The following is a 24,145-nucleotide window of genomic DNA, read 5'->3' as shown; positions in this document are numbered from 1 at the left end:
TTTTTATTCTACCCCAAATGTATTGCACTTTGATTACAGCTACATTAATTAATAATGACTTTAATGTAAATTTTTTACTCATCCTTCAAGCTATTTTATTTTGCTTGTGCTTTTAATTGCTCCATCAACTCTTCAACATAATGCTGTGCGGATTGAGCGGCTATACTGCCATCACCTGTTGCCGTAACAATTTGTCGTAAATTCTTTTCACGAACATCTCCGGCTGCAAAAATACCAGGAATTTTTGTTTCCATGCGATCATTGGTTTCGATATAACCAGCTTGATTCGTAATTCCGATAGTTTGGAATGGTTTTGTTAACGGCAGCATTCCAATATAAATGAATACGCCATCTGCCGGATACTCGCGCTCAGTACCATCAACAGTGGATATCAATGTTACACTGCCAACCTTACCATCTTTCTCATTAATGCTTTTTAACGTTGTATTCCAAATAAAATCTACCTTTTCATTCTCAAAGGCACGCTGCTGCAGAATTTTTTGAGCACGAAGTTCATCCCTGCGGTGTACAATCGTTACTTTAGAAGCAAAGCGAGTTAAGTACACACCTTCTTCAACAGCAGAATCTCCTCCGCCAATCACGAAAAGTTCTTTGTTCTTAAAGAAAGCTCCGTCACAAACTGCACAATAGGAAACACCGCGACCACCTAGCTCTTTTTCACCTGGTACGCCGATTTTCTTATATTCAGCACCAGTAGCAATAATAATAGTACGCGTTTTATATTGCTTAGAACCAGCATCAATGGTTTTATATTCTTTTCCATCAATAATTTGTTTTACTTCACCATAAGCATATTCTGCTCCAAATTTTTTCGCATGCTCGAACATTTTAGTTGATAAATCTGGTCCAAGAATGGTTTCATATCCTGGATAGTTTTCAACCTCTTCCGTATTCGCCATTTGCCCGCCCGGAATGCCACGTTCAAGCATTAATGTCGAAAGATTGGCTCTTGACGTATATACAGCTGCTGTCATACCCGCCGGTCCGGCTCCAATAATAATTACATCATAAATTTTTTCCTCAGACATTATGAATCACTCCTTCTTACGATAGAACTCGAAGCCTCTCACATTCATTTCATTTCTCGTCTTATCCTCGAACTAATCGTATTAAACTATACATATTAGGTCCAAAAATTTGCTCATTGCAACAATTCGGCTACAAGCTTTACATACTTAGAAAGTGTCGAGTTAGATATTCCATATCGTTCCGCCACTGTTTTTTGAGATTCTTTTTCACCGCGCAGCTTGTGCCATTCGTAATCAATAGCAGCTGCCCATGCAAGTGGATTTGAGAACCGTATACCATTCTCTTTTCCTTCTGCATATACAGAAAACCAGAGAAAATAAAGGCCGGACTCAATCAATTTTACCGGCTGATAAAACCTATATAACGTGTCTGCTACCTCTGCCGCAAAAAATTGACGGTTATCGGATAGCTCGATGCTATTTTTATATTCTCGTTCCATCGCTGTGAAACGTTTATTAGTTTCGTAAGAGGGATGAGTTTTAATTTGATTAAATTCCCCCGAATGACTCGCTAAAAAGAGACCAAACAATCTCTCCTCCAGATACTCACTTTCCAACTTTTTAATGATGGAAGGCGCATGCTCTTCAAATCCAGATTCCTCATCTTCAGTCATTTCGCCCCAAGGCTCAAGTCCCTCTTTATCAGGACTGTATTCAACCACTTTAGCCCAGGCATTTTCAGCAACTCTCTTTTGCCCGATTTGATGGGCAGATTTACTGAGCCAATAATAGAAGGTTCCGTCCCCTTCATAACCCTTTTTCTGCAGCTGGCGAAGCCAGATATAAGCTTCCTCATAATAACCAGTCAGCGCAAAGGTCGCTCCTAATTTTAACCGGTGTTCATCAAGAATAGGTCTGACTTTTTTTAGGACAGCGAAAACCTCATCAAGCTTATCCTGCTCCATCTGATAATGGTAAAAGACCATTCCATTGCACAGAGCATGCAGATTGCCAGGGTTCTTCTCAAGGACTCGATCGAGCGTCTCAAAAGCTTTCTCTGTTTTACCTACATAGAAATAAGCCAGTGCCAAATTATTATAAGCCGACCAAAATTCAGGATATAAATCGATTAATTCTTCAATTTTTTCAACGGCTTTCACAAAATTACCCGCTTCAAGCAACTCACGTGCCGCCTCTTGGCGCATCATTAAATCATCCTGAACTTCCAAGGTCTCTTCTGTTTCATCCGTCTCAAATGTGATTAAATCCAGCAAATCTTCTGCATCCTCACTGAATTCACCAAACTGATCTTTATTTAAATATTCGTTAGCATGCTTATAGGCCTCTTTAAATAAACCCATATGAGCAAAATTATTAGCCAGGAAATAATGGCACTCCGTCATAAACGGATCCAACTCCTGAAGAATATTCTCAAGCAGCTGATTCGAAAACTGATATTCACCTAATTCCGTACAAATCACAGCCAGCTGGCAAGCAATCATCGGCTCACCCGGTTCCAGCTGCAACGCACGGTTCATATATTTCTTAGCTCTATATAATTCCCTTCGCTGGAAAGCTTTTATTCCCTTTGTAAAATAGAACTCTCCCGTGGGGTTAAACGAAACAACTTTTGCCTTATTAGTCAAATTAAAATTATTCCCCATCTAGTCCTCCAAGCACATATACTTTAACCCTACAATTATACCATATTAAGAGAATTATAGAAAGAAAAGCGGAGGCGAGACGACTGATTCAAGGAACAAAGATTAAGAACGCCACATCCTGTGGCAACCTCTTTGTGACCTACATCCTGCAGGCATCCGACAAGCATATGGAGTGGCGGTTCAGGAGCAGGAGGGGCTTAGCCCAGCCAGAGCTCCTTTCCCCTCTACCTTCCACTCGCCTTTACCCCACCCTTACCCAAGGATAGCCATGTCATAGGTGGTCCATATCCCAGTCGGAGTTCCTTTCTCCTCTACCTTTCACCCATCTTCGACCCACCTTTACCCGGGTATAGGCAGGTTATAGGTTGGTCATAGTCCTACCATAGCTCCTTTCCTCTACCTTTCACCCACCTTCAACCGACCTTTACCCGGGTATAGCCCGGGCATAGGTCGGTCATAGTCCTGGCATAGCTCCTTTCCTCTACCTTTCACCCACCTTCGACCTACCTTTACCCGGGTATAGCCCGGGCATAGGTCGGCCATAGCCATGACATAGCTCCTTCACCCTGCCCCCTTCACTAAACAAAAAAACTCAAAAGGATATCATTCATCCTTTTGAGTCAGTTTCTTCATCATTCTGTTTAGTAAGATGGCGTTCACGGAGGTTTTTTTGAATTTCAGAGAATGGGAGATTTTGTTCTTTTAAGAGGACAAGGACATGAAAGAATAAATCGGATACTTCCCATTTTAATTCTTCTAGGTCGCGGTTTTTGGCAGCGATGATGACTTCGGCTGCTTCTTCTCCCACCTTTTTAAGAATCTTGTCTACCCCTTCTTCAAATAAATACGTTGTATAGGAGCCTTCGGGACGCTCTGCTTCCCGTTCAGCAATGATTTTCTCCAAATCATACATAAAATCCTTTGCTTCATCTGCCGGCTGAATTAAATTAATATCATCAGCCTGATACAGCGATTCCGTAAAGCAGCTTACCGTGCCGTTATGACAGGCTGGGCCTGCTGGTTGAACCAATACTACTAATGCATCCTGATCGCAATCATAGCGGATTTCCCGTACGGCTTGAGTGTTTTTGCTTGTTTCCCCTTTATGCCAAAGCTCCTGGCGGGAACGACTGTAAAACCAGGTTTCTCCCGTTTGAATCGTTTTCTCCAATGATTCCTTATTCATATAAGCCAGTGTCAGGACTTCCTTCGTTTCTCCATCCTGAACAATGGCCGGCACTAATCCGTTCGTATCAAATCGTATATTCTCTATATTCATCTCACAAGCACTCCTTGTTCTCGCAGTCTACGTTTAACTTCCTGTACGCTTGTCTCTTTGTAATGAAAAATGGAAGCAGCCAGTGCTGCGTCTGCTTTTCCTTCTGTAAAAACCTCAGCAAAATCTTCCTTACTTCCCGCTCCACCGGACGCAATCACCGGGACTGTAACAGCCTCACTGATCGCCTTGGTCAGTTCAATATGGAATCCGCTTTTTTCCCCGTCACAGTCCATACTCGTTAGTAATATTTCACCGGCACCGAGCGCAACGGCTTGCTTAGCCCAATCAATAGCATTTAATTCGGTAGCTTTACGGCCGCCATGTGTATAAACTCGAAAGCCGTTCATCTCCGCATCATACTTTGCATCAATAGCAAGAACGATACACTGATTCCCAAAATAGCTGGCTCCCTCTGCAATCAGCTCCGGCCGAAGCACTGCCGCCGTGTTTACAGATACCTTATCCGCTCCGGCACGCAGAATGGTCCTCATATCAGCAACTGAGTTAATCCCTCCACCAACTGTAAATGGGATACTCAGGACAGTCGCCGCTTCCCGAACCACTTCCACCATCGTCTTTCTTCCTTCATGGGACGCTGAAATATCAAGGAATACTAGATCATCTGCTCCTTGGTCATCATACATTTTCGCCAATTCAACTGGATCACCTGCATCCTGAAGCCCAAGGAACTGAATCCCTTTCACGACACGGCCCTCTTTTACATCTAAACAGGGAATAATTCGTTTCGTAATCATAAGGATTCAACCGCCTTCGCTAGGGCCTGCGGCAATGTAAAGCGATTTTCATAAAGTGCCTTCCCGATGATGACTCCTTCAATTCCATCCGCTTGATAGGCCTGTAAAGCAGCGATATCCTCAAGCTGACTCATTCCTCCTGATGCGATGACATTCTTTCCGGTTGCGCGCGCAAGTTCAGCTGTTGCCTCTACACTGGGACCATTAAGCATCCCGTCATTGGCGATATCCGTAAAAATGAACCATTCTGCCCCTTTATCGGCAAAATACTTGCCTAAGTCAACGACAGTCCATTCACTTGTTTTCAGCCAGCCATCAGTCGCCACCTTACCGCTTTTACCATCCAGTCCTATCGCAACTTTCCCCGGATATTGCTGAATCATCCGTGTGGCAAATTCCGGTTCTCTTACAGCCACACTGCCAAGAATGACACGCGATATACCATTCTCCAAGTAACGGGCTACCTGCTCCTCATTGCGAATCCCGCCTCCGACTTGAATGGATACGCTCTTTAATTCCCGGGCTGCCTTTAGTACGTGTTCCTCATTAACTGGATTTCCCTCTTTGGCACCGTCTAAATCGACCATATGAATCCATTTGGCTCCTAAATCAGAAAAGGACTTGGCCATTTCAAATGGAGAATCTCCATAAACCGTTTCCTGCCCATAATCTCCCTGCAGAAGACGGACACATTTACCGCCTCTCATATCAATTGCCGGATAGATTGTAAAATTAGTCCCCATCACTTATCCCCCGCCTTCTCTATTACCAGATTCACGAAGTTCCCGAGCAAACCTTTTCCCATCTGTCCACTTTTTTCAGGGTGAAATTGCATTCCCATCACATTCCCTTTTCCTACAATTCCGGGTACCTCGACATCATACATTGCTGTTGCGATTAATTCCGCTGAGTCCTTTATTTGTGCATAATAGGAATGGACAAAGTAGACATAATCCTCTTCCAATCCTTCAATTAAAGGATTCACATTCTTAAATTGCAGTTTATTCCATCCCATATGAGGAACTTTATAGGTTTTACCGGTTTGATCAATCCCCGTAAATTTCGCAATATGTCCTTCCAAGAAACATAGCCCCTCGGAAAACCCGTGTTCATCACTGCTCTCGAACAATAGCTGCATTCCAAGGCAAATGCCGAGCAGGGGCTTACCACTTTCGACATACTCCTTTAAAAATACGTCCAATTTCTGCTCTTTTAATGCAGTTATTGCATCCCGAAAAGCACCCACGCCGGGTAAGATTAACCCATCACAGCCGGCCAATACAGTCGGATCACCGCTTATCACAGGATCCGCTCCCAGCCTGTCTAATGCGTTATAAACGCTGAATAAGTTTCCCATCCCGTAATCAACGATTCCAATCAAGACTGCCACCCCTCTCCACTTACAGCATCCCTTTTGTAGATGGAATTCCTTTCACCCTTGGATCGTGTGATGTCGCTTCATCAAGCGCACGTCCAAGCGCTTTAAAAATGGCTTCAACAATATGATGGGAATTGCGGCCATAATGGACGACGACATGAAGATTCATCTTCGCCTCAATCGCAAGCTTCCACAGGAATTCATGTACAAGCTCTGTATCAAAGGATCCAATCATCGGTGCCGGAATGTCTGCTCTAAATTCAAGATGCGGCCGATTGCTCAAATCAACAACGACCTGTGCCAGTGCTTCATCCATCGGAACAAAGGCATTTCCATATCGCTTAATCCCTCTTTTATCTCCAAGCGCCTGACTCAACGCCTGCCCTAAACAAATACCAATATCCTCTGTTGTGTGATGCCCATCCACTTCTATATCCCCATCCGCATCTACTCGTAAATCAAAATGGCCGTGCTTCGCAAATAGATCCAGCATATGCGAGAGAAAAGGCACACCTGTTGAAAGTTCCGTCTTACCTTCACCGTCAAGGCCTAAAGCAAGCTTAATTTTCGTTTCGTTCGTTCTTCTATCTATTTCGGCTGTACGTTTCATTGACCTTCCTCCTTCGAAATAAATCGCGATTCCACGGCCCGCGCATGAGCCTCTAATCCTTCTAATCTAGCAAAAGCAGCGATTTTAGATGCATTAGCCTCAAAATCCTGTTGACTGTACATAATTAAGCTCGTTTTCTTTTGAAAATCATCTACATTCAATGGGCTTGAAAAACGGGCTGTACCATTTGTAGGCAGCACATGATTGGGACCTGCAAAATAATCGCCAACCGGCTCAGAACTATATTTACCGATAAAAATAGCACCTGCATGCCGAATTGCGCCCGCCACATTCATCGCATCCGCTGTTTGAATTTCCAAATGTTCAGGGGCCAGCTCATTTACAGCCTCAATCGCCTCTTCCAATGTGTTTGCTACGTATATACCGCCAAAATTATTCCAGGCAGCGAGCGCAATCTCTTTACGCGGTAACACGGCCAATTGTTTCTCCACTTCCACTTTGACCTGGCTCGCCAATCTTCGGCTCGTGGTAATCAGCACACTGCATGCCCGTTCATCATGTTCAGCCTGTGATAGCAAATCTGCCGCAACATGCCGAGCCTCTGCCGTTTCATCAGCAAGCACCGTAATCTCACTAGGACCGGCAATCATATCAATATCCACATCCCCATATACTTCCCTTTTGGCAAGCGCGACGTAAATATTACCCGGTCCTGTAATTTTATCTACTTTTCCGATTGATTCTGTTCCATAGGCAAGAGCTCCGATTGCTTGGGCACCGCCTACCTTATAAATTTCAGTGATGCCTGCAATATGCGCGGCAGCAAGCACGGAGTCAGGTAATCTCCCGTCTATTCCCGGCGGCGAAACCATGACAATCCGCTTTACACCGGCCACTTTAGCCGGGATGGCATTCATTAATACGGAGGATGGGTAGGCGGCCGTACCGCCTGGAACATAGATGCCGGCTGAATCCAGCGGAGTACGCCTTAAACCAAGCATAGTTCCTGTCACGGACATATCTATCCATGAATTTTGCACTTGTTTTTCATGATAGCTTCGAAGATTTGAAGCAGCTTCAGTCATGATTGAAATCATCTCTTGCGGCATGTTGGCGATTGCTTTTTCCATTTCATCGTTTGTTACTTTAAGAGAATCCATCTCTGTTTGGTCAAACTTTTTTGTATAAAAAAATAAAGCCTGATCTCCGCGTTCCTTTACATCCTGCAGGATTTGTTGGACAACCTTCCTTTGAGCATCGGATCCGCCATCCACCGTACGTTTCAACGATAATCCACTCGTTAACGATTTAATTTCCATGCCTTCTCCCTCCAATTATTCCTTCGGCTGCAAAACCTTCCCCAGTCGAGTTACCATTTCAGCGATTTCTTTTTCCTTCATTCGATAACTTACCGGATTTGCAATAAATCGTGATGTCACATTCTGGATTGCTGCATACTCTACCAGTCCATTGTCACGTAAAGTTTGTCCGGTCGATACAATATCAACGATTCGATCAGCAAGGCCGATCATGGGAGCCAGCTCAATGGACCCGTTTAACTTAATAATTTCAACCTGTTCACCCTGCTCACGAAAATATTGGGAAGCGATATTTGGGTATTTACTGGCAATCTTCGGAGCAATCTTGTTCATTTCTGTATTCGGCATGCCTGCCACTGCTAAATGGCATTCACTTATTTCTAAATCCAACAATTCATACACATCACGTGCTTCTTCCATCAGAACGTCTTTACCGGCAATCCCTACATCAGCCACACCATGCTCGACATAAGTGGGAACATCCATTGGTTTAGCCAGGATAAAACGAAGATTTTCATTCTCTACATGAATGATCAATTTTCTAGTATCGTCAAAATCAGGAGGAATCTGATAATCTGCTTTTCTTAATAATTCCACTGCTTCATCCAAAATCCGTCCCTTTGGCATGGCAATCGTTAATTGTTCCATTATCCCTCTCCCCCTGATCCATCTGTCATGTCAATCATAAATTCAATATTCGGAAAATGATTTGTAAATGTATTTACATCCTTTATTCCATTCACATTTTGTAAAACCACACGCATGCCGGATTGTCGCAGCTCCGTTGCCCGGCTTATCGCTTTCTGTTGCTGTACAGGGTGATAAATGATGCAAAGGGGCGGCTCTTCTTCAACTCCTGAATCGAGCGCCTCCAGTATACGGTCTAAACGTAAACCAAATCCTGTGGCAGGAGCATCTGTCCCGAACTGTTTATATAGCTCGTTGTATCTTCCTCCATTTCCAAGTGGAAAGCCTACATTTTCCCCAGATACTTCAAACAAAATACCTGTATAATAATCCATATGGCTGACAAGTGATAAATCATACGTAATCATTTCTGTATGATCTGTTAAAAGAAGGATATCGGCCAATTTTTTCAACTCTTTAACCGCATGCTGACCAAGCTGCCCATTTGTCAGTTTTTCAGCCATTTCCAGAATCTCGCGGCCCCCTTTTAAATCAAGAAGCTGAAACAGAGTCTCTTTATCCTTTAATGAGATTGGCAATTGGTTCACATACTGTTTAAAACCAACATAGTTTTTTTCAAACAGGAATTTCCTCATAATCCCTGCAGTTTCTGCGCAACCGCCAAAATGAAGGAGTAAATCCTGTACAAAGCCAATATGACCAAGCGTAATATGGAATCTTTCCAAACCAGCACATTTTAAAACATCAGACAGAAGACAAAGCACTTCAGCATCAGCCGAAAGGGTACGATCCCCTATCAATTCAATCCCAAATTGCTCAAATTCTGCTGGACGTCCTCCCTCTTTTTCCTGTGCTCTGAACACATTTGCACTATAGGCGAGCCGCTCGGGATTCCCTTCCTTCAATAGATGGGAAGAAGCAACCCTAGCAATAGGCGAGGTCATATCCGGTCGCAACACTAAACTATGACCATCTTTATCTAATAACTTGAATAAATGAACATCACGGATAGCAGATACCTTACCGACCGTCTCATAATATTCGAGTGATGAAGTTTCCAAAAAACGATATCCGTATTGAACCGTTTGATCCATCATCCTTTGTTTCATGGATTGTTTTATCTTATATAAATCCGGCAATGTGTCACGCATGCCCAAGGGCTTTTCAAACATAAATAAATCCGGCATAATTAACAGTCCTTTATTATAAGTTTTTAGAATACTTTAGTTCGCTAATATGCTAATATGATGAAGTTAAGTTAAAGTGTATCGTTCCTTCCAAATAACGTCAAGTGATATGGATATTCCTTTCCACCAATCTATCATTAGGCCTGCAAATTACACAATTAAAAACCCCGCTCTAATGAACGGGGTTCCTCTTTTACCGAAAGAAATCATCTTCCTTGATTCTAATTTTCATTTCTTCCGCACTATAGATGATTTTCATCGGATTACCTCCTACAAAGGCCCCTGCCGGAACATCCTTATGAACGAGGGTCCCTGCCGAAACAATCGCACCATCACCTATTTCAATTCCGGGCAACAGAGTAGAGTTGGCACCAATCAACACCTCATCACCAATAATTACACTCCCTAAACGGTATTCGTTTATTAAGTATTCGTGCGCGAGAATCGTTGTATTATAGCCAATCACCGAGTTACGTCCAACGGATATTTTTTCTGGAAACATAACGTCAAGCATAACCATTAAGGCAAAGGAGGTCTTCTGCCCAACCTTCATTCCTAAAAAAGTCCGATAAAGCCAATTTTTCATGCTTAAAAAAGGTGTATATCTCGCAAGCTGTATAACGATAAAATTGCGAACAACCTTCCAAAAGGGAACGGTTTTATAAACATACCAAAGGGAATTGCCATCGCCTTTTACCGGATAACGCTTTGTTCTTCTCATTGCTTTACAATCGTTAAGAGATCGCGCATATTTTCAAGCATATAATCCGGCTTGAATTGCTCAAGATACTCTCTTCCCTTGATTGTCCAGGCAACGCCCGCTGTCTTCGTTCCAGCGTTTTTCCCAGCCAAAACATCATGGCTATTGTCTCCAACCATAATCGTTTCAGAAGGCTCAGATCCGATTAATTTCAACGCTAACTGGATTGGCTCCGGATCTGGCTTTGGCATTTGAACATCATCAAGTGTGACAACAACATCAAAAAAGGATTCAAGGCGGCCTTTAATCAAGCCCATCTTAACAGCATTGCGCATTTTAGTTGTCACAATACCGACTTTATATCCACTTTTTTTAAGTATTTCAATCGTCTCATATACACCTTCATATTCACGAACAAGCAAGTCATGATTGGCAAAATTGTGTTCGCGGTAAAAAGCAATCATCTCATCCTTACGCTCAGCGTCCAAGCCTCCAAAGGTTTCAGCCAGGGAGGGACCAATAAATTGGTAGACGTCCTCACGTGAATATTGGCCTGGATAGTAATGATCAAATGTATGTAAAAATGAAGCAATAATTAGTTCATTCGTATCAATTAATGTTCCATCTAAATCAAATAGTAATGTTGTGATTTTCTGCTTCACGCTGTTCGTCCTTCCTCTTTCTTAATTCTACCTTTTTCCATATAAATGCAATTGTTACGGCTAAAAGAATGGCTGTCACCAAACGGATGAGCAGCAGGGGCAGAACTGGCACGCCAAGAGGGATAAAAATGACCGTATCCTCCACCACTGCATGGCAGGCGATTAGAAAGATAAAGGCGATCGTAATATCCTTTTTACTAACCCCATCTTCACGAACGGCATCAAGCATAACTCCCGCTCCATAAGCCAGACCAATGACCAAGCCCGCAACCAAAGTCATGGATGTGTTTTCTTTCATCCCCAGCATCCTAGTGATAGGCTTCATCCAGTCCGAAAACTTATTTAGCCAATTAAGATCCTTCATAATTTGGATAACTAGCATCAATGGGATAACGATCAATGCCAGCTTCAATGTTCCATAAGCTGCTTTTTCCAATGCCAGCAATAATACAGGCATGAAGCCTGATACTACTTCCTCATTCCCGCTGATCCCATAATATATTCTCTCTGATCCGCCCTGCCATACTAAATGAATGACAATGGCTGATAATAGCGCTAGCCCAATACGCGTGAGCAGGACAACCCATAGTTTAACTCCTACCTTTAACGCAACACCGGTTTCAATAAAGAGATTATGGGAAAAGGAAAGCATTACGGCAATAATAAATACTTCTTTAACAGTTAAAGAATCAAGTGCCAATATGCCCCCAATCCCGGCATAGAGATTCAAAAAGTTCCCAAGTACCAACGGAATTGCTGCGTCTCCCGGAAGTCCAATCAGTCCCATGGCAGGACTTATCAAATCAATTACCCAAGGTAATACCGGTGTATATTGCAAGATGGATATTAAAAATGTAACGGGAAAAATAATCTTCCCGAGCATCCACGTAGTTCTTAACCCAGCCATTATCCCTTTTGATATGGTATCTTTTTTCATAAATTCCACCCCTTTAGCTGTTCACGATGTACAACCTGCAATCTGAAATTCTAAAGATGTGGTTATGAGCAATGGACATCATATGTCTAAATATTTTTTCTCTGAATATCCCATTTTCCGTCTTACAACAAGCAGGATTATTCCACCAATAATCAATGAAAGCGATAAGACCTGCGCCATTCGGAATTCACCAAACAGCATGAGGCTATCTGTTCGCATCCCCTCTATAAAGTAGCGGCCGATGGAATACCAAATTACGTATGTCAGGAATATTTCACCCTGACGCAGATTAACTCTTCTTAACAGAAGCAATAAACCAAATCCAAGGAAATTCCAAAGGGATTCGTACAAGAAAGTCGGGTGGTGGTAAGCACCATTGATAAACATTTGATCAATGATGAAGTCGGGCAACATTAAATTCTCAAGAAATTGGCGGCTAACCACATCACCATATGCTTCCTGGTTAATGAAGTTACCCCATCTGCCAATACCCTGCGCGAGAATAAGAGATGGCGCTGCAATATCAGCAATTTTCCAGAAGGATATATTTCTGGAGCGAGCAAAGAAAATGGTTGTAATGACGGCCCCAATCAAGGCTCCATGAATGGCAATTCCGCCATTCCATATTTTATAAATATCGCCGAGGTGATCTTTATAATAGGACCACTCAAAAATAACATAGTAAATACGTGCACTGATAATAGAGATTGGAACTGCATAGATCAACAGGTCAACAAACAAATCTTTGTCCAACCCACGGTGTTTTGACTCACGCATGGCAAGCCAAAGCCCAATAAAGACACCCATTCCAATAATAATTCCATACCAGTAAATCTGGATGGAACCGATATGTATGGCAACACGGTCTATCGTATTCATCTACCCTAACACCTACTCTAATTATTTTTCTTTTTCAATTGCTTCATTCAATTTTTCGGTAAATTGCTGAGCTGTATTAACGCCCATTCGTTTCAGACGGAAATTCATAGCCGCCACTTCAATAATAACCGCAATATTTCGGCCCGGCCGAACTGGTATATTCATTCGGGTGATATCCGTATCAATAATTCGTACCTTTTCTTCTTCCAAACCAAGTCTATCGTAATTCTTCTGCTGATCCCATAGCTCCAGATTGATGACAAGGGAGATTCTTTTATGGCTTCTGACTGCTCCCGCACCAAACAAAGTCATCACATTAATGATGCCTACGCCTCTAATTTCCAAAAGGTGCTCGATCAATTCAGGTGAATTTCCGACCAGTGTGTCGTCATCTTCCTGGCGAATTTCCACACAATCATCGGCAACTAAACGATGTCCTCTTTTTACAAGTTCAAGCGCAGTCTCACTTTTTCCGACTCCGCTCTTTCCGGTAATCATGACACCTACGCCATATATATCTACCAAAACGCCGTGAACAGCAGTCGTTGGAGCAAGCTTGCTTTCAAGGAAATTAGTCAGTCGGCTGGAAAACCGGGTCGTTTTCATCGATGTTCGTAAAACCGGTACAGAAACGCTTTCAGAAGCCATCAATAATTCCTTCGGCACCTCTAAATCACGCGTGATAACGATACAAGGTGTAATATCACTGCATAGCATTTGCATTCTTGAAATTCTTTCTTCATCATTTAACTTAGAGAAAAACGATAATTCTGTCATCCCAAGGATTTGAATACGATCAGCAGGGTAATAATCGAAATAACCTGCAATTTCTAAACCAGGTCTGGAAAGATCGCTCGTAGTGATAGGTCTATTTACACCTTCTTCACCACAAACCAGTTCAAGCTGGAATTCATCAATGAGGTCGATTGTTTTAACTTTTGCCAAAAAATTCACTCCCTGATCTAGTGATTATTAAATTTGTGCTTTCATTTTATCATTATTTCCTACATAACCATACAATTACAATAATATAATTCTGGTTTTTCTAAAAAGTTAAAAGTACCATAAGGATAGGACAACTTACCTGGGGGTTTAAGAGAAATGACACTACTGATACAAAACGCAACGATATATCAAGAGAATGCCATCCTGCAAAACGGATATATCTTAATTAAAGATAATCAAATTAAAGAAGTGGGTCTTATGGAAAACTCACCACAGCACGCTGATGAAATTATCACCCTTAAAGAGGGACAGCTAGTACTGCCCGGTTTCATTGATATCCACATTCATGGCGCGGCCGGGGCTGATGCCATGGATTCTACAGAAGAAGCACTTAGAATCATGGCAAAAGAGCTGCCTAAAGAGGGAACCACATCTTTTCTTGCAACAACAATGACACAGGATCCTGCCAATATAAATAAAGCGTTACAAGCTATCAAAAGCTTTAAGATTAACGGAAATCCTGCCGGAGAAACCGAAATGCTGGGCGTACATTTAGAAGGTCCATTTATCAGTCCATCAAAAGCAGGAGCACAGCCGTTGCATCATATCAAGAATGCCGACGTGGATTTATTTAAGGAGTGGAACGAATCATCAGGTAATGCAATCAAATTGGTCACTCTTGCTCCGGAACAGCCTGGTGCAAAGGAATTAATTAAACATCTCCGCAATTCAAATATCATCTGCTCCATGGGTCATACTAATGCCACATACGAACAGGCATCAGAGGCGATTGAACACGGAATTTCGAATGCTACACATTTATTTAATCAAATGACCGGCTTACACCATCGTGACATAGGTGCCGCTGGAGCAGCTTTGCTGCATGATCAGGTATTCGTGGAGATGATTGCGGATGGAATTCACATATCACCTGAAATGATAAAGCTTGCCCTCAAGGTTAAAGGCACAGAAAAGGCCATTCTTATTACGGATGCCATGCGGGCAAAAGGAATGGCGGATGGACAATATGATCTTGGCGGACAGGAAGTAACCGTTACAGGTGATGAAGCGCGTCTTGCAGATGGTACTTTGGCAGGCAGTATTCTCAAAATGAACGATGCCATAAAAAATGTATGTCATTTTACCGGATATTCACTGCAAGAAGTTGTCCAAATGGCATCTGTTAATCCAGCTAAACAGCTTAATATTTATGATCAAAAAGGAAGCATTGTTGTTGGGAAAGACGCAGATCTTGTGATTATGGATACAAACTTTAATGTATCCACGACAATCTGCCGTGGTAAAATAGCTTACAGAGGTGAAGAGCAATGAATCAAACAACTATGAGGATTATTAAAGCAGACAATTATGATGAAATGAGCCAAATTGCAGCAGAAATTTTCATCAGCAAAATCAAGCAAAAACCGGATGCAGTCCTTGGACTCGCTACCGGAAGCACCCCACTCGGTCTCTATAAAAATCTTATAGAGGATCACCAGAAAAATGGGACAAGCTATCAGCAAATCCATACCGTAAACCTGGATGAATATATAGGGCTTTCAAAAGATAATCCAAACAGCTATCACTCCTATATGATGAATAATCTATTCAAATACTTGGACATCCCACAAAATCATATTCATCTTCCACATGGGGATGCAGAGGACCTTATGCAGGAATGTGAGCGATATGAAACGGTGATAAATAATCTTGGTAATGTAGAGCTTCAGGTATTAGGAATCGGAAAGAATGGTCACATTGGCTTCAATGAACCTGGAACACCATTTTCCAGTAAGACACATATCATTGAATTAAAAGAAAGCACTCGACAAGCTAATGCCCGCTTCTTTAATCATCTGGATGAGGTTCCAAAACAAGCGATCACAATGGGCATTTCTACAATTATGAAAAGCAAAGAGATTATACTGCTCTCTTCTGGTGAAGCAAAGGCAGAAGCAACCTACAAACTGATTCACGGTGATCTAACAGAACAACTACCAGCAAGTATTCTAAAGCAGCATCCGGCAGTAACCGTAATCGTAGATAAAGAAGCAGCTTCTATGCTCGATTAATCATTGGCTTTCCACATTCTATGGAGTGCTATAACGCATATTAGATGAAGCCATTACATACATTCTGACAGCAATGAAGCCTGACTGAAATATAATATCAATTTTAATCAAGAGATCCTGTCCTTTTAATTTAAAACGTCACCATAGATGGGCCATTTAGATGGCTTGCCTCATATTATGGTAGTAAAAGGACAGGGGGCTTTTAAAGTTGAAGATTATGATTGATGCAGGCCATGGCTATAAAACACCTGGAAAGTCATCACCGGATGGAATGAAGGAATATGAATTTAATCGAAGTGTTGCTGAATATTTAAAGGATTTATTAACCAACTATCAAGTTAATACTTTCTTTGCCCATTCGGACATAGTAGATGTTCCTTTACAAGAAAGAACGAATCGTGCAAATTCTCTCCATGTAGATTTATATGTATCAATTCATGCCAACGCCGCCGTAAATCGAGGTTGGCATAAAGCAGGAGGAATTGAAACGTATATTCATACATCAGGGCCTAAAGAAGCCCTCTCTCTCGCTACAAAAATCCAGAATAAATTGATTGCCACCACCGGTTTACAAAATCGAGGAGTTAAAACGGCTGATTTTCATGTGCTGAGCGCCACAAAAATGACAGCTGTACTGGTTGAATGCGGGTTTATGACAAATGAAAAGGAAATAAAGCTGCTTAAAAGCAATCACTACCGAAAAAAATGTGCACAAGCAATTGCCGAATCTATCATCTCTCATTATTCATTGAAAAAGAAATTAAGCAATCCTTCCAAAAAATCAGATCCGGAAAAAATACTGTACAAGATTCAGTTAGGTGCCTTTTCAGACAAGCAGAATGCAGCCAACTTAGCAACACAGCTAAAACGTCTTGGTTTTGAAACAACCATCATAACGGACAAGCAAGAATGCTAAAAAACCTGAAGCCTAGTAAACAGGCTTCAGGTTCTTTATTTATCATCCATTACACTTTCCATAATCGTATTAACCAATGAAAGAATAATCGATACCAGGAATGTCAGCCAGAAGCCATTGATATCAAAGGCACTTCCCATTGCTGCATCCGTAATCATTAACACAATGGTATTAATGAAGAGCAGAAATATTCCTAGCGTAATGATCGTTATAGGTATCGTTAGGATGGTCACAATTGGTTTGACAATTACGTTAAAGATGGATAATACAATGGCTGCAATAATGGCTGCACCAAACCCGGTTACATGAACACCTTCAAATATCTGTGTCAGCAATACGAAAACGACTGCATTAACAAGTATTTTGGCTATCCATTTCATATGTCCATCTCCTTCACTTCTTCTCTCGGCATAAAACAGCTAAGAATCGTATAGGGAATAATCAGCATAAAGCTAGTTGGAATGAGCGCGATTATAAATAGGATACGCAAAAGCTTTGAACTCATACCAAAATATTGTGAGATTCCTCCAAGGACACCCGAAACAATCTTATCTGACCTTGAACGGACAAAACGCTTTTTTTCCTTCAAAATACCCCGCAGCTCCTTTTAATCCATTAACGTATTGATTAATGTTTGATTTTAATATTACCGGCTCTTGATTCGGCCAAAATATGAATGGATTCCTCATAATTACCCTCTGACTTGAATCGGAGCATCTTTTGGACCACATCACTTTTTTCCTCAATGATGTGAATACCCTTCAGGTCAATATTAAAACTGCCGAGATTGGATTTTAACTCCCCATCACATCCAGTATTTGCTGGGATTTGCAGATTAATACTTCCTGCCGACGCCTTAGCTCGGATCGTTTCTCCATAACGGCCGGTTTGTTCACATTGAATACTTCCATTAATCGTCTGGAAATCTCCTTTTCGGAAGCCTCCCTGGATTTGGATTGCACCATTCATCGTTTCGACTTCCAATTCGCCTACATCAAATCCTTTAAGATTGACAACACCATTGACCGTCTCAAATTCTGCTTCTCTTGCATTCAAATCCGTAAATTGAATTTGCCCATTACCCGTTTTGGTCATAACCGTATCGACTTTAACATTTTCACCGGTAATTGCTCCGTTAAATAGTCGAATTTTCAATTCCTCATAGCGATTGTCTGGCACACGAATGATTGCTTGTAATTTAATGGATTTGTCGTGTGCAGCAAATCGAAGTCTTCCTTCTTCAAGCGAATAAGTTACTTCTTTAAGCAGTTTTTCTCTCGCTTCAGTCGTATTTTCTGCCCTATACACCTTCGCCTGGCATTCAATCCTAATCTCGTCCTTATCCCATGGGAGGAACTGGACACTGCCGTTTGCCAGATCGACATCTATTTTACGCAAAGATACATGATCATGATGATAAATATGCTCGATATCAACCGCTGAGCCAAAATTAAGGTCAAAATCTACATCTTTTATCTTTTTAACAACATCGTCTACGATTCCTAATAGTTTATCCATTGTGGATGCAGACTTTTTGGATGGTGACCCCTTATATTCTGATTCACTTTGGTTTACAACCGTTGATAATTCACTGGTTTCTGTCCTTTGCTCATCTTCTTTAATCAGTTTGTCTTTCTTTTCAATTTGCTCAAGTAATAATAATGCTTCATCGGCGTTAAGTAAGCCTTCCTTCACCATTTCCAAAATTCTTTTTTTCTCTTGATTCATTCTTACCAGCTCCCTTTTCCATGGTATGTACCTATCAATCCTTTACTAGTTTAATACCCTGAATGACGTTCCAAATCATCACAATAAAGCTAATCAAACCGAAAAGAAACATAGCCAGTATAGCAGTATAGGGCAAGGCCGTTATTTCCGAACTCGAGGCAAGCTGAGTTAGAAATACAAAGAACACGATAATGCCCATGACTAATGGAAATAGATGTGAGATTAAAGCTCGTTTAGCATGCCCTTTTAGCTCAAAATCATCTACAGCTACGAAATAAATAACCGTAGGAAAGATGAAGCCTAAAAAGAAGAAACTGAAATAACATAGAGCAGCCAGAAATCGATTAGTTGTTGTCATAGATACAGACACCTCTCCTAATTGTACGTATAAATTGAAAGAAAGTTTCTTATATATCAACAATACCTTACAACAATTGGAAAATGGTAACTTTTCGATTATACCCTGGCCAGAAATCGTTAATCTATGAGTTTTCTAAAGGTGCACGGGCAAACGTATGAGTAAGTTCTCTGAAGCAAATACGCCGGATATGGATAAAAAGCAAGCCGTTTTATCTGGCGGCTTGCTTTTCCTTGATTTTATTATTCATACGGTCCCGATCACGTTCTAGAACGGGCTTTAAATATTTTCCTGTATAAGATTCAGGTGTCTCCGCTATAACCTCCGGTGTTCCGGTAGCCAAAATGGTTCCGCCTTTTTCTCCACCTTCAGGACCTAAATCAATTAAATAATCAGCTGCTTTAATGACATCTAAATTATGCTCAATGACAAGCACTGTATCGCCATTATCAACCAAGCGCTGCAATACTTCCAAGAGACGCGAGATATCATCAACATGAAGTCCTGTTGTCGGCTCATCCAAAATATAGAGTGAGCGGCCATTGGAGCGACGGTGTAATTCACTCGCCAGCTTAACCCTTTGCGCTTCTCCGCCGGATAGTGTTGTGGCAGGCTGACCCATCTTAATATATCCCAGACCAACATCATAAATGGTTTGGATCTTCCGTTTGATTTTCGGATGATTTTCAAAGAACTGAAGTGCTTCTTCTACTGTCATATCTAAAATATCAGAAATATTCTTCCCTTTATAGGTTACTTCCAATGTTTCCCGATTATACCGTTTTCCATGACAAACCTCACAAGGAACATAGACATCCGGAAGGAAATGCATTTCTATTCGGATGATTCCATCTCCACGGCATGCTTCACAGCGTCCGCCTTTAATATTGAAACTGAAACGGCCTTTCTTATATCCACGGACCTTCGCTTCATTTGTGGAAGCAAACACATCCCTGATATCATCAAACACACCTGTATAGGTTGCCGGATTGGATCGCGGCGTACGACCGATTGGTGATTGGTCAATATCAATCACTTTCTCCAGTTCCTCCACACCTTTTATCTCGCGGTGGTTTCCTGGTCTCGCTTTCGCCCTGTGCAGCTTTTGAGCTAATGATTTATGGAGAATTTCATTCACTAATGTACTTTTACCTGATCCGGATACTCCTGTAACAGCTACAAATGTCCCAAGCGGAAAAGATACATTTACATTTTTGAGATTATTCTCTTTAGCACCTTTAATCTGAATTAATCGTCCATCGCCCTTTCTGCGTTCCTGTGGCAAAGGAATGAATTTTTTCCCTGATAAATATTGGCCCGTTAAGGAATTAGAATCCTCCATCACTTCCTCCGGCGTACCTGCTGAGACAATCTCACCGCCGTGCGCTCCTGCTCCAGGACCGACATCAATCAAATAATCCGCTGCCAGCATCGTGTCCTCATCATGCTCCACCACAATAAGCGTATTCCCGATGTCACGCATACTTTTCAGCGTCGCAATCAATCGGTCATTATCACGTTGATGAAGACCAATTGAAGGTTCATCCAAAATGTATAAAACACCTGTTAAGCGCGAGCCGATTTGAGTAGCCAATCTGATTCGCTGTGCTTCTCCCCCTGAAAGTGTTCCGGCTGCTCGGTTTAATGTCAGATATTCCAAGCCAACATTATTCAAAAAGCCCAGCCTTTCTTTGATTTCCCTAAATATCAAACGGCCGATACTCATATCTTTCTCGGATAGATTCAAATTTTCAAAGAAATCGTTAGCATCTTTAATAGAGAGGGCCGTAATCTCGCCAATATGCTGTCCTGCTATTAATACCGCCATCGTTTCCTTCTTCAGACGATAGCCTTTACAGGTTGGACATGCCTGCTCGGCCATATATTTTTCCATCTGATCACGTGTATAATCTGAACTTGTTTCTTTAAACCGGCGTTCTACATTAGCCAATACGCCTTCAAATTCCACTCTGTTTTCCCGTATTTGCCCGAAATCATTCTCGTAACGGAAATAGATTTTCTCCCCATCCGAGCCATAAAGAATTTTATCAAGCTGGCTTTCCGGTATTTGAGAGACTGGAACATCCATATCTATACCATAGTGATTGCATACACATTCAAGTAATTTAGGATAATACTGAGAACTGGTAGGTTCCCATGGAGCGATTGCATGCTCCCTTAATGTTAATTCCGGGTCAGGAATTACGGCAGCCCGGTCAACTTTTACTTTAAAGCCCAGTCCATCACATGTTGGGCAGGCGCCAAATGGACTGTTGAACGAGAACATCCGAGGCTCCAATTCCCCAATTGAAAATCCACAATACGGACAGGCATGATGCTCACTGAAAAGCAACTCTTCCTCGCCTATTACATCAATGATAACTTTACCATCACCCAGACGGAGTGCAGATTCAATTGAATCAGCTAAGCGGGCATTGATTCCCTCTTTCACGACAACCCGGTCGATGACCACTTCAATCGTATGCTTTTTATTTTTATCCAGACGAATATCATCATCCAAATCATACATTTCTCCGTTTACACGGACACGGACATACCCTTGCTTTTTAATATCTTCAAGCATTTTGACATGGGTACCTTTTCTGCCTGTTACAACCGGAGACAGAATCTGCATTTTCGTGCGTTCTGGATAGGACAAGATTCTGTCTACCATTTGCTCAATTGTTTGAGATGTAATTTCAATCCCATGCACAGGACAGACTGGTTTGCCGACTCTGGCATACAATAAACGCATATAATCATAAATCTCTGTCACTGTCGCAACGGTTGAACGAGGATTGCGGCTTGTCGTCTTTTGGTCAATTGATATCGCTGGAGACAGCCCTTCAATCAAATCAACATCCGGTTTATCCATTTGGCCGAGGAACTGCCGGGCATATGCGGAAAGAGATTCCACATAGCGGCGCTGGCCCTCCGCATAGATTGTGTCAAAAGCCAGGGAGGACTTTCCGGAACCGGATAAACCCGTCAGTACAACCAGCTTATCCCGGGGGATTGTCACATCAATATCCTTAAGATTATTGGTCCTGGCCCCTTTAATTACAATTTTATCAAGTGCCATCCTATGTTCATCCTTCCACTTTTAACTCTAAAATTAAATCTCTAAGTTCGGCAGCACGTTCAAAATCAAGCGCTTTGGCTGCTTCCTTCATTTCTTTTTCCATATTTGCAATTACTTTTTGACGCTCTTTCTTGGAAAGTTTCTCGTATTTATTTGCAGCTTTTTCTTCTTCATCTTCCGTTATATGAGTGGCCCGAATGACATCGCGAATATCCTTCTGAATCGTCTTGGGAACGATGCCATGTTTCCTGTTATACTCTTCCTGAATCGCACGGCGCCTTTTAGTCTCTGAAATCGCTATTTCCATGGAATTCGTTATTTTATCTGCATACATAATAACATGACCGTTTGAATTACGGGCAGCACGGCCGACCGTTTGAATAAGAGACCGTTCTGAACGCAGGAATCCTTCTTTATCCGCATCAAGAATAGCTACGAGTGAGACCTCCGGAATATCAATCCCTTCACGCAGTAGATTTATTCCAATCAACACATCATATTTTCCAAGACGCAGATCTCTGATGATTTCGATTCGTTCGAGTGTTTTAATCTCAGAGTGTAAATATTGAACCTTGATGCCAAGCTCTTTTAAATAATCCGTTAAATCCTCAGACATTTTCTTAGTCAATGTAGTGATTAGGACACGCTCATCCCTTGTGATTCTCTCGTTAATTTCCCCTAACAAGTCATCAATTTGACCTTCAATCGGGCGAACATCAATAGTTGGATCCAGCAGTCCTGTTGGACGGATAATCTGTTCAACCATTTCCGGTGAATGCTCCTGTTCATAAGGCCCCGGTGTAGCAGATACATAAACAATCTGGTTGACATGTTCTTCAAACTCCTGAAATTGCAAAGGCCTATTATCCATTGCGGACGGCAAACGGAAACCATGATTGACAAGTACCTCTTTCCGGGCGCGGTCTCCATTATACATTCCGCGAACCTGCGGGACTGTAACATGGGATTCATCTATAACCATTAAAAAGTCTTTAGGGAAATAATCGATAAGGGTATAGGGGGTAGAGCCCGGCGGCCTTAAGGTCAGATGTCGGGAATAGTTCTCGATTCCTGAACAAAAGCCCATTTCTCTCATCATTTCAAGATCGTAACGGGTTCTTTGCTCCAACCGCTGTGCTTCGAGAAGCTTTCCTTCACCTCTTAAAAAGGTGAGCTGCTCTTCCAATTCCGTCTCAATATTTTGAATAGCAATCCTCATCTTTTCTTCTCTTGTAACGAAGTGGGATGCAGGGAAGATAGCTACATGATCTCTTTCGCCGATAATTTCTCCAGTCAGCGCATCCACCTCTCTGATCCGTTCCACTTCATCGCCGAAAAATTCAACACGTACACAGTGTTCATCCTTTGAGACTGGAAAAATCTCTACTACATCTCCTCTTACTCGAAATACTCCGCGTTGAAAGTTAATATCATTTCGTTCATATTGAATGTCGACCAATTTACGTAATAGCTGATTCCGCTCCATTTCCATGCCAACTCGTATGGATAAAACCATTTCCCCGTATTCTTCTGGAGAACCCAAGCCATAAATACAGGACACACTGGCAATAATAATGACATCCTTCCGCTCAAATAATGCAGATGTTGCAGAGTGGCGCAGTTTATCTATCTCATCATTAATACTGGCGTCCTTTTCTATAAAGGTATCAGTCTGAGGTACATACGCTTCAGGCTGATAGTAGTCATAGTAACTGACAAAATACTCGACTGCATTATTCGGAAAGAACTCTTTAAATTCACTGTACAGCTGTCCAGCAAGCGTCTTATTATGAGCAATGATAAGGGTGGGCTTATTAGTCTCTTTTATCACGTTTGAAATCGTGAATGTTTTTCCGGTTCCAGTAGCGCCAAGCAGCGTTTGATGCTTAACGCCATTATTAATTCCATTCACTAGCTCTTTAATTGCAGTTGGCTGGTCTCCTTGAGGAGTATACTTGGAAACCAATTCAAATTGTTTACTCACACAAAAGCCCCTTTCATCATTTTCATCTCAAGTCTCGTTTTATTTGATAACAATATTTTACCACAATCATCTATAAACAAACCAATAAAAAG

24 protein-coding genes are annotated in these 24,145 nt (G+C 41.8%); 3 read left to right on the top strand and 21 right to left on the bottom strand.

The genetic code is table 11. The features are described 5' to 3' along the window. Positions 1-95: 95 nt before the first annotated feature. The 15 genes from trxB to hprK form a co-directional block, all read right to left on the bottom strand. A complete protein-coding gene (gene trxB, locus A8L44_RS11845; RefSeq protein ID WP_066106186.1) occupies positions 96-1,049 on the bottom strand; it encodes a thioredoxin-disulfide reductase in 954 nt (317 codons plus the stop codon). 113 nt (positions 1,050-1,162) lie between these two features. Then, positions 1,163-2,653 carry a tetratricopeptide repeat protein gene (locus A8L44_RS11840; RefSeq protein WP_066106184.1) on the bottom strand — a complete coding sequence of 497 codons (1,491 nt, stop codon included), beginning with the start codon at positions 2,651-2,653 and terminating at the stop codon, positions 1,163-1,165. A gap of 607 nt (positions 2,654-3,260) precedes the next feature. Then, positions 3,261-3,932 (bottom strand): bifunctional phosphoribosyl-AMP cyclohydrolase/phosphoribosyl-ATP diphosphatase HisIE, encoded by a 672-nt coding sequence (gene hisIE / locus A8L44_RS11835; protein WP_066106181.1) that lies wholly within the window; start codon positions 3,930-3,932, stop codon positions 3,261-3,263. After that, positions 3,929-4,687, bottom strand: a complete 759-nt coding sequence (hisF, locus tag A8L44_RS11830; protein WP_066106175.1) for an imidazole glycerol phosphate synthase subunit HisF — start codon at positions 4,685-4,687, stop codon at positions 3,929-3,931. The genes hisIE and hisF overlap by 4 nt, the downstream gene beginning before the upstream one ends. Then, positions 4,684-5,430 (bottom strand): 1-(5-phosphoribosyl)-5-[(5-phosphoribosylamino)methylideneamino]imidazole-4-carboxamide isomerase, encoded by a 747-nt coding sequence (gene hisA, locus A8L44_RS11825; RefSeq protein WP_066106172.1) that lies wholly within the window; start codon positions 5,428-5,430, stop codon positions 4,684-4,686. Before hisA ends, hisF begins: the two co-directional genes overlap by 4 nt. Beyond that, positions 5,430-6,068, bottom strand: coding sequence for an imidazole glycerol phosphate synthase subunit HisH (gene hisH, locus A8L44_RS11820; protein ID WP_066106169.1), 639 nt, complete (start codon positions 6,066-6,068; stop codon positions 5,430-5,432). The genes hisA and hisH overlap by 1 nt, the downstream gene beginning before the upstream one ends. Before the next feature lie 19 nt (positions 6,069-6,087). Then, complete coding sequence (gene hisB / locus A8L44_RS11815; RefSeq protein WP_066106166.1) at positions 6,088-6,675, bottom strand: imidazoleglycerol-phosphate dehydratase HisB; 588 nt, start codon at positions 6,673-6,675, stop codon at positions 6,088-6,090. Then, positions 6,672-7,955: a histidinol dehydrogenase gene (hisD, locus tag A8L44_RS11810; protein ID WP_066106163.1), complete on the bottom strand. Its 1,284-nt coding sequence runs from the start codon at positions 7,953-7,955 to the stop codon at positions 6,672-6,674. The genes hisB and hisD overlap by 4 nt, the downstream gene beginning before the upstream one ends. Before the next feature lie 15 nt (positions 7,956-7,970). Beyond that, positions 7,971-8,606 carry an ATP phosphoribosyltransferase gene (gene hisG, locus A8L44_RS11805; protein WP_066106160.1) on the bottom strand — a complete coding sequence of 212 codons (636 nt, stop codon included), beginning with the start codon at positions 8,604-8,606 and terminating at the stop codon, positions 7,971-7,973. Next, the gene (locus tag A8L44_RS11800) at positions 8,603-9,790 is read right to left on the bottom strand and encodes an ATP phosphoribosyltransferase regulatory subunit (protein WP_066106157.1); all 1,188 of its coding nucleotides are present in this window, start codon (positions 9,788-9,790) and stop codon (positions 8,603-8,605) included. Before A8L44_RS11800 ends, hisG begins: the two co-directional genes overlap by 4 nt. Before the next feature lie 193 nt (positions 9,791-9,983). After that, positions 9,984-10,511, bottom strand: a complete 528-nt coding sequence (locus A8L44_RS11795; protein ID WP_066106154.1) for an acyltransferase — start codon at positions 10,509-10,511, stop codon at positions 9,984-9,986. Beyond that, complete coding sequence (gene ppaX, locus A8L44_RS11790) at positions 10,508-11,152, bottom strand: pyrophosphatase PpaX (protein ID WP_066106151.1); 645 nt, start codon at positions 11,150-11,152, stop codon at positions 10,508-10,510. Before ppaX ends, A8L44_RS11795 begins: the two co-directional genes overlap by 4 nt. Continuing rightward, positions 11,121-12,089, bottom strand: coding sequence for a nucleoside recognition domain-containing protein (locus A8L44_RS11785; protein ID WP_066106148.1), 969 nt, complete (start codon positions 12,087-12,089; stop codon positions 11,121-11,123). The genes ppaX and A8L44_RS11785 overlap by 32 nt, the downstream gene beginning before the upstream one ends. 78 nt (positions 12,090-12,167) lie before the next feature. Beyond that, the gene (lgt, locus tag A8L44_RS11780; RefSeq protein ID WP_066106146.1) at positions 12,168-12,968 is read right to left on the bottom strand and encodes a prolipoprotein diacylglyceryl transferase; all 801 of its coding nucleotides are present in this window, start codon (positions 12,966-12,968) and stop codon (positions 12,168-12,170) included. 21 nt (positions 12,969-12,989) lie between these two features. Beyond that, a complete protein-coding gene (hprK, locus tag A8L44_RS11775; protein ID WP_066106142.1) occupies positions 12,990-13,913 on the bottom strand; it encodes an HPr(Ser) kinase/phosphatase in 924 nt (307 codons plus the stop codon). A gap of 156 nt (positions 13,914-14,069) precedes the next feature. Here hprK and nagA point away from each other — a divergent pair, with 156 nt between their 5' ends. The 3 genes from nagA (at position 14,070) to A8L44_RS11760 (ending at position 16,901) form a co-directional block, all read left to right on the top strand. Next, positions 14,070-15,245 (top strand): N-acetylglucosamine-6-phosphate deacetylase, encoded by a 1,176-nt coding sequence (gene nagA, locus A8L44_RS11770; protein ID WP_066106141.1) that lies wholly within the window; start codon positions 14,070-14,072, stop codon positions 15,243-15,245. A gap of 11 nt (positions 15,246-15,256) precedes the next feature. Then, positions 15,257-15,985 (top strand): glucosamine-6-phosphate deaminase, encoded by a 729-nt coding sequence (nagB, locus tag A8L44_RS11765; RefSeq protein WP_066106867.1) that lies wholly within the window; start codon positions 15,257-15,259, stop codon positions 15,983-15,985. A 217-nt stretch (positions 15,986-16,202) separates the two neighbouring features. Continuing rightward, positions 16,203-16,901: an N-acetylmuramoyl-L-alanine amidase gene (locus A8L44_RS11760; protein ID WP_254654719.1), complete on the top strand. Its 699-nt coding sequence runs from the start codon at positions 16,203-16,205 to the stop codon at positions 16,899-16,901. Between the two features lie 35 nt (positions 16,902-16,936). Here A8L44_RS11760 and A8L44_RS11755 read toward each other — a convergent pair whose 3' ends face one another. The 6 genes from A8L44_RS11755 to uvrB all read right to left on the bottom strand — a co-directional run bounded on the left by A8L44_RS11755 (position 16,937) and on the right by uvrB (position 24,053). Beyond that, the gene (locus A8L44_RS11755) at positions 16,937-17,281 is read right to left on the bottom strand and encodes a phage holin family protein (RefSeq protein WP_066106135.1); all 345 of its coding nucleotides are present in this window, start codon (positions 17,279-17,281) and stop codon (positions 16,937-16,939) included. After that, positions 17,278-17,490, bottom strand: coding sequence for a PspC domain-containing protein (locus tag A8L44_RS11750; RefSeq protein ID WP_066106133.1), 213 nt, complete (start codon positions 17,488-17,490; stop codon positions 17,278-17,280). The genes A8L44_RS11755 and A8L44_RS11750 overlap by 4 nt, the downstream gene beginning before the upstream one ends. Before the next feature lie 38 nt (positions 17,491-17,528). Continuing rightward, positions 17,529-18,629, bottom strand: a complete 1,101-nt coding sequence (locus A8L44_RS11745; protein WP_066106130.1) for a DUF4097 family beta strand repeat-containing protein — start codon at positions 18,627-18,629, stop codon at positions 17,529-17,531. A gap of 34 nt (positions 18,630-18,663) precedes the next feature. After that, complete coding sequence (locus tag A8L44_RS11740; RefSeq protein WP_066106127.1) at positions 18,664-18,987, bottom strand: DUF4870 domain-containing protein; 324 nt, start codon at positions 18,985-18,987, stop codon at positions 18,664-18,666. 211 nt (positions 18,988-19,198) lie between these two features. Then, positions 19,199-22,069, bottom strand: coding sequence for an excinuclease ABC subunit UvrA (gene uvrA, locus A8L44_RS11735; protein WP_066106124.1), 2,871 nt, complete (start codon positions 22,067-22,069; stop codon positions 19,199-19,201). Positions 22,070-22,076: 7 nt separating this feature from the next. Next, the gene (gene uvrB, locus A8L44_RS11730; RefSeq protein ID WP_066106122.1) at positions 22,077-24,053 is read right to left on the bottom strand and encodes an excinuclease ABC subunit UvrB; all 1,977 of its coding nucleotides are present in this window, start codon (positions 24,051-24,053) and stop codon (positions 22,077-22,079) included. Positions 24,054-24,145: the final 92 nt, after the last annotated feature.

Source organism: Bacillus sp. FJAT-27986 (genome assembly GCF_001685035.1).
Taxonomy (GTDB): Bacteria; Bacillota; Bacilli; order Bacillales; family Pradoshiaceae; genus Pradoshia.
Note: the sequence above shows the minus strand (reverse complement) of the source record. Positions and strands in the feature narration are given on the sequence as shown.

Excerpts from the sequence above, each read along its gene's own strand:
- trxB (WP_066106186.1), bottom strand. The coding sequence starts at position 1,049 with ATGTCTGAGGAAAAAATTTATGATGTAATTATTATTGGAGCCGGACCG.
- A8L44_RS11840 (WP_066106184.1), bottom strand. The coding sequence starts at position 2,653 with ATGGGGAATAATTTTAATTTGACTAATAAGGCAAAAGTTGTTTCGTTT.
- hisIE (WP_066106181.1), bottom strand. The coding sequence starts at position 3,932 with ATGAATATAGAGAATATACGATTTGATACGAACGGATTAGTGCCGGCC.
- hisF (WP_066106175.1), bottom strand. The coding sequence starts at position 4,687 with ATGATTACGAAACGAATTATTCCCTGTTTAGATGTAAAAGAGGGCCGT.
- hisA (WP_066106172.1), bottom strand. The coding sequence starts at position 5,430 with ATGGGGACTAATTTTACAATCTATCCGGCAATTGATATGAGAGGCGGT.
- hisB (WP_066106166.1), bottom strand. The coding sequence starts at position 6,675 with ATGAAACGTACAGCCGAAATAGATAGAAGAACGAACGAAACGAAAATT.
- hisD (WP_066106163.1), bottom strand. The coding sequence starts at position 7,955 with ATGGAAATTAAATCGTTAACGAGTGGATTATCGTTGAAACGTACGGTG.
- A8L44_RS11800 (WP_066106157.1), bottom strand. The coding sequence starts at position 9,790 with ATGCCGGATTTATTTATGTTTGAAAAGCCCTTGGGCATGCGTGACACA.
- A8L44_RS11795 (WP_066106154.1), bottom strand. The coding sequence starts at position 10,511 with ATGAGAAGAACAAAGCGTTATCCGGTAAAAGGCGATGGCAATTCCCTT.
- A8L44_RS11785 (WP_066106148.1), bottom strand. The coding sequence starts at position 12,089 with ATGAAAAAAGATACCATATCAAAAGGGATAATGGCTGGGTTAAGAACT.
- lgt (WP_066106146.1), bottom strand. The coding sequence starts at position 12,968 with ATGAATACGATAGACCGTGTTGCCATACATATCGGTTCCATCCAGATT.
- nagA (WP_066106141.1), top strand. The coding sequence starts at position 14,070 with ATGACACTACTGATACAAAACGCAACGATATATCAAGAGAATGCCATC.
- nagB (WP_066106867.1), top strand. The coding sequence starts at position 15,257 with ATGAGGATTATTAAAGCAGACAATTATGATGAAATGAGCCAAATTGCA.
- A8L44_RS11760 (WP_254654719.1), top strand. The coding sequence starts at position 16,203 with ATGATTGATGCAGGCCATGGCTATAAAACACCTGGAAAGTCATCACCG.
- A8L44_RS11755 (WP_066106135.1), bottom strand. The coding sequence starts at position 17,281 with ATGAAATGGATAGCCAAAATACTTGTTAATGCAGTCGTTTTCGTATTG.
- A8L44_RS11745 (WP_066106130.1), bottom strand. The coding sequence starts at position 18,629 with ATGAATCAAGAGAAAAAAAGAATTTTGGAAATGGTGAAGGAAGGCTTA.
- A8L44_RS11740 (WP_066106127.1), bottom strand. The coding sequence starts at position 18,987 with ATGACAACAACTAATCGATTTCTGGCTGCTCTATGTTATTTCAGTTTC.
- uvrA (WP_066106124.1), bottom strand. The coding sequence starts at position 22,069 with ATGGCACTTGATAAAATTGTAATTAAAGGGGCCAGGACCAATAATCTT.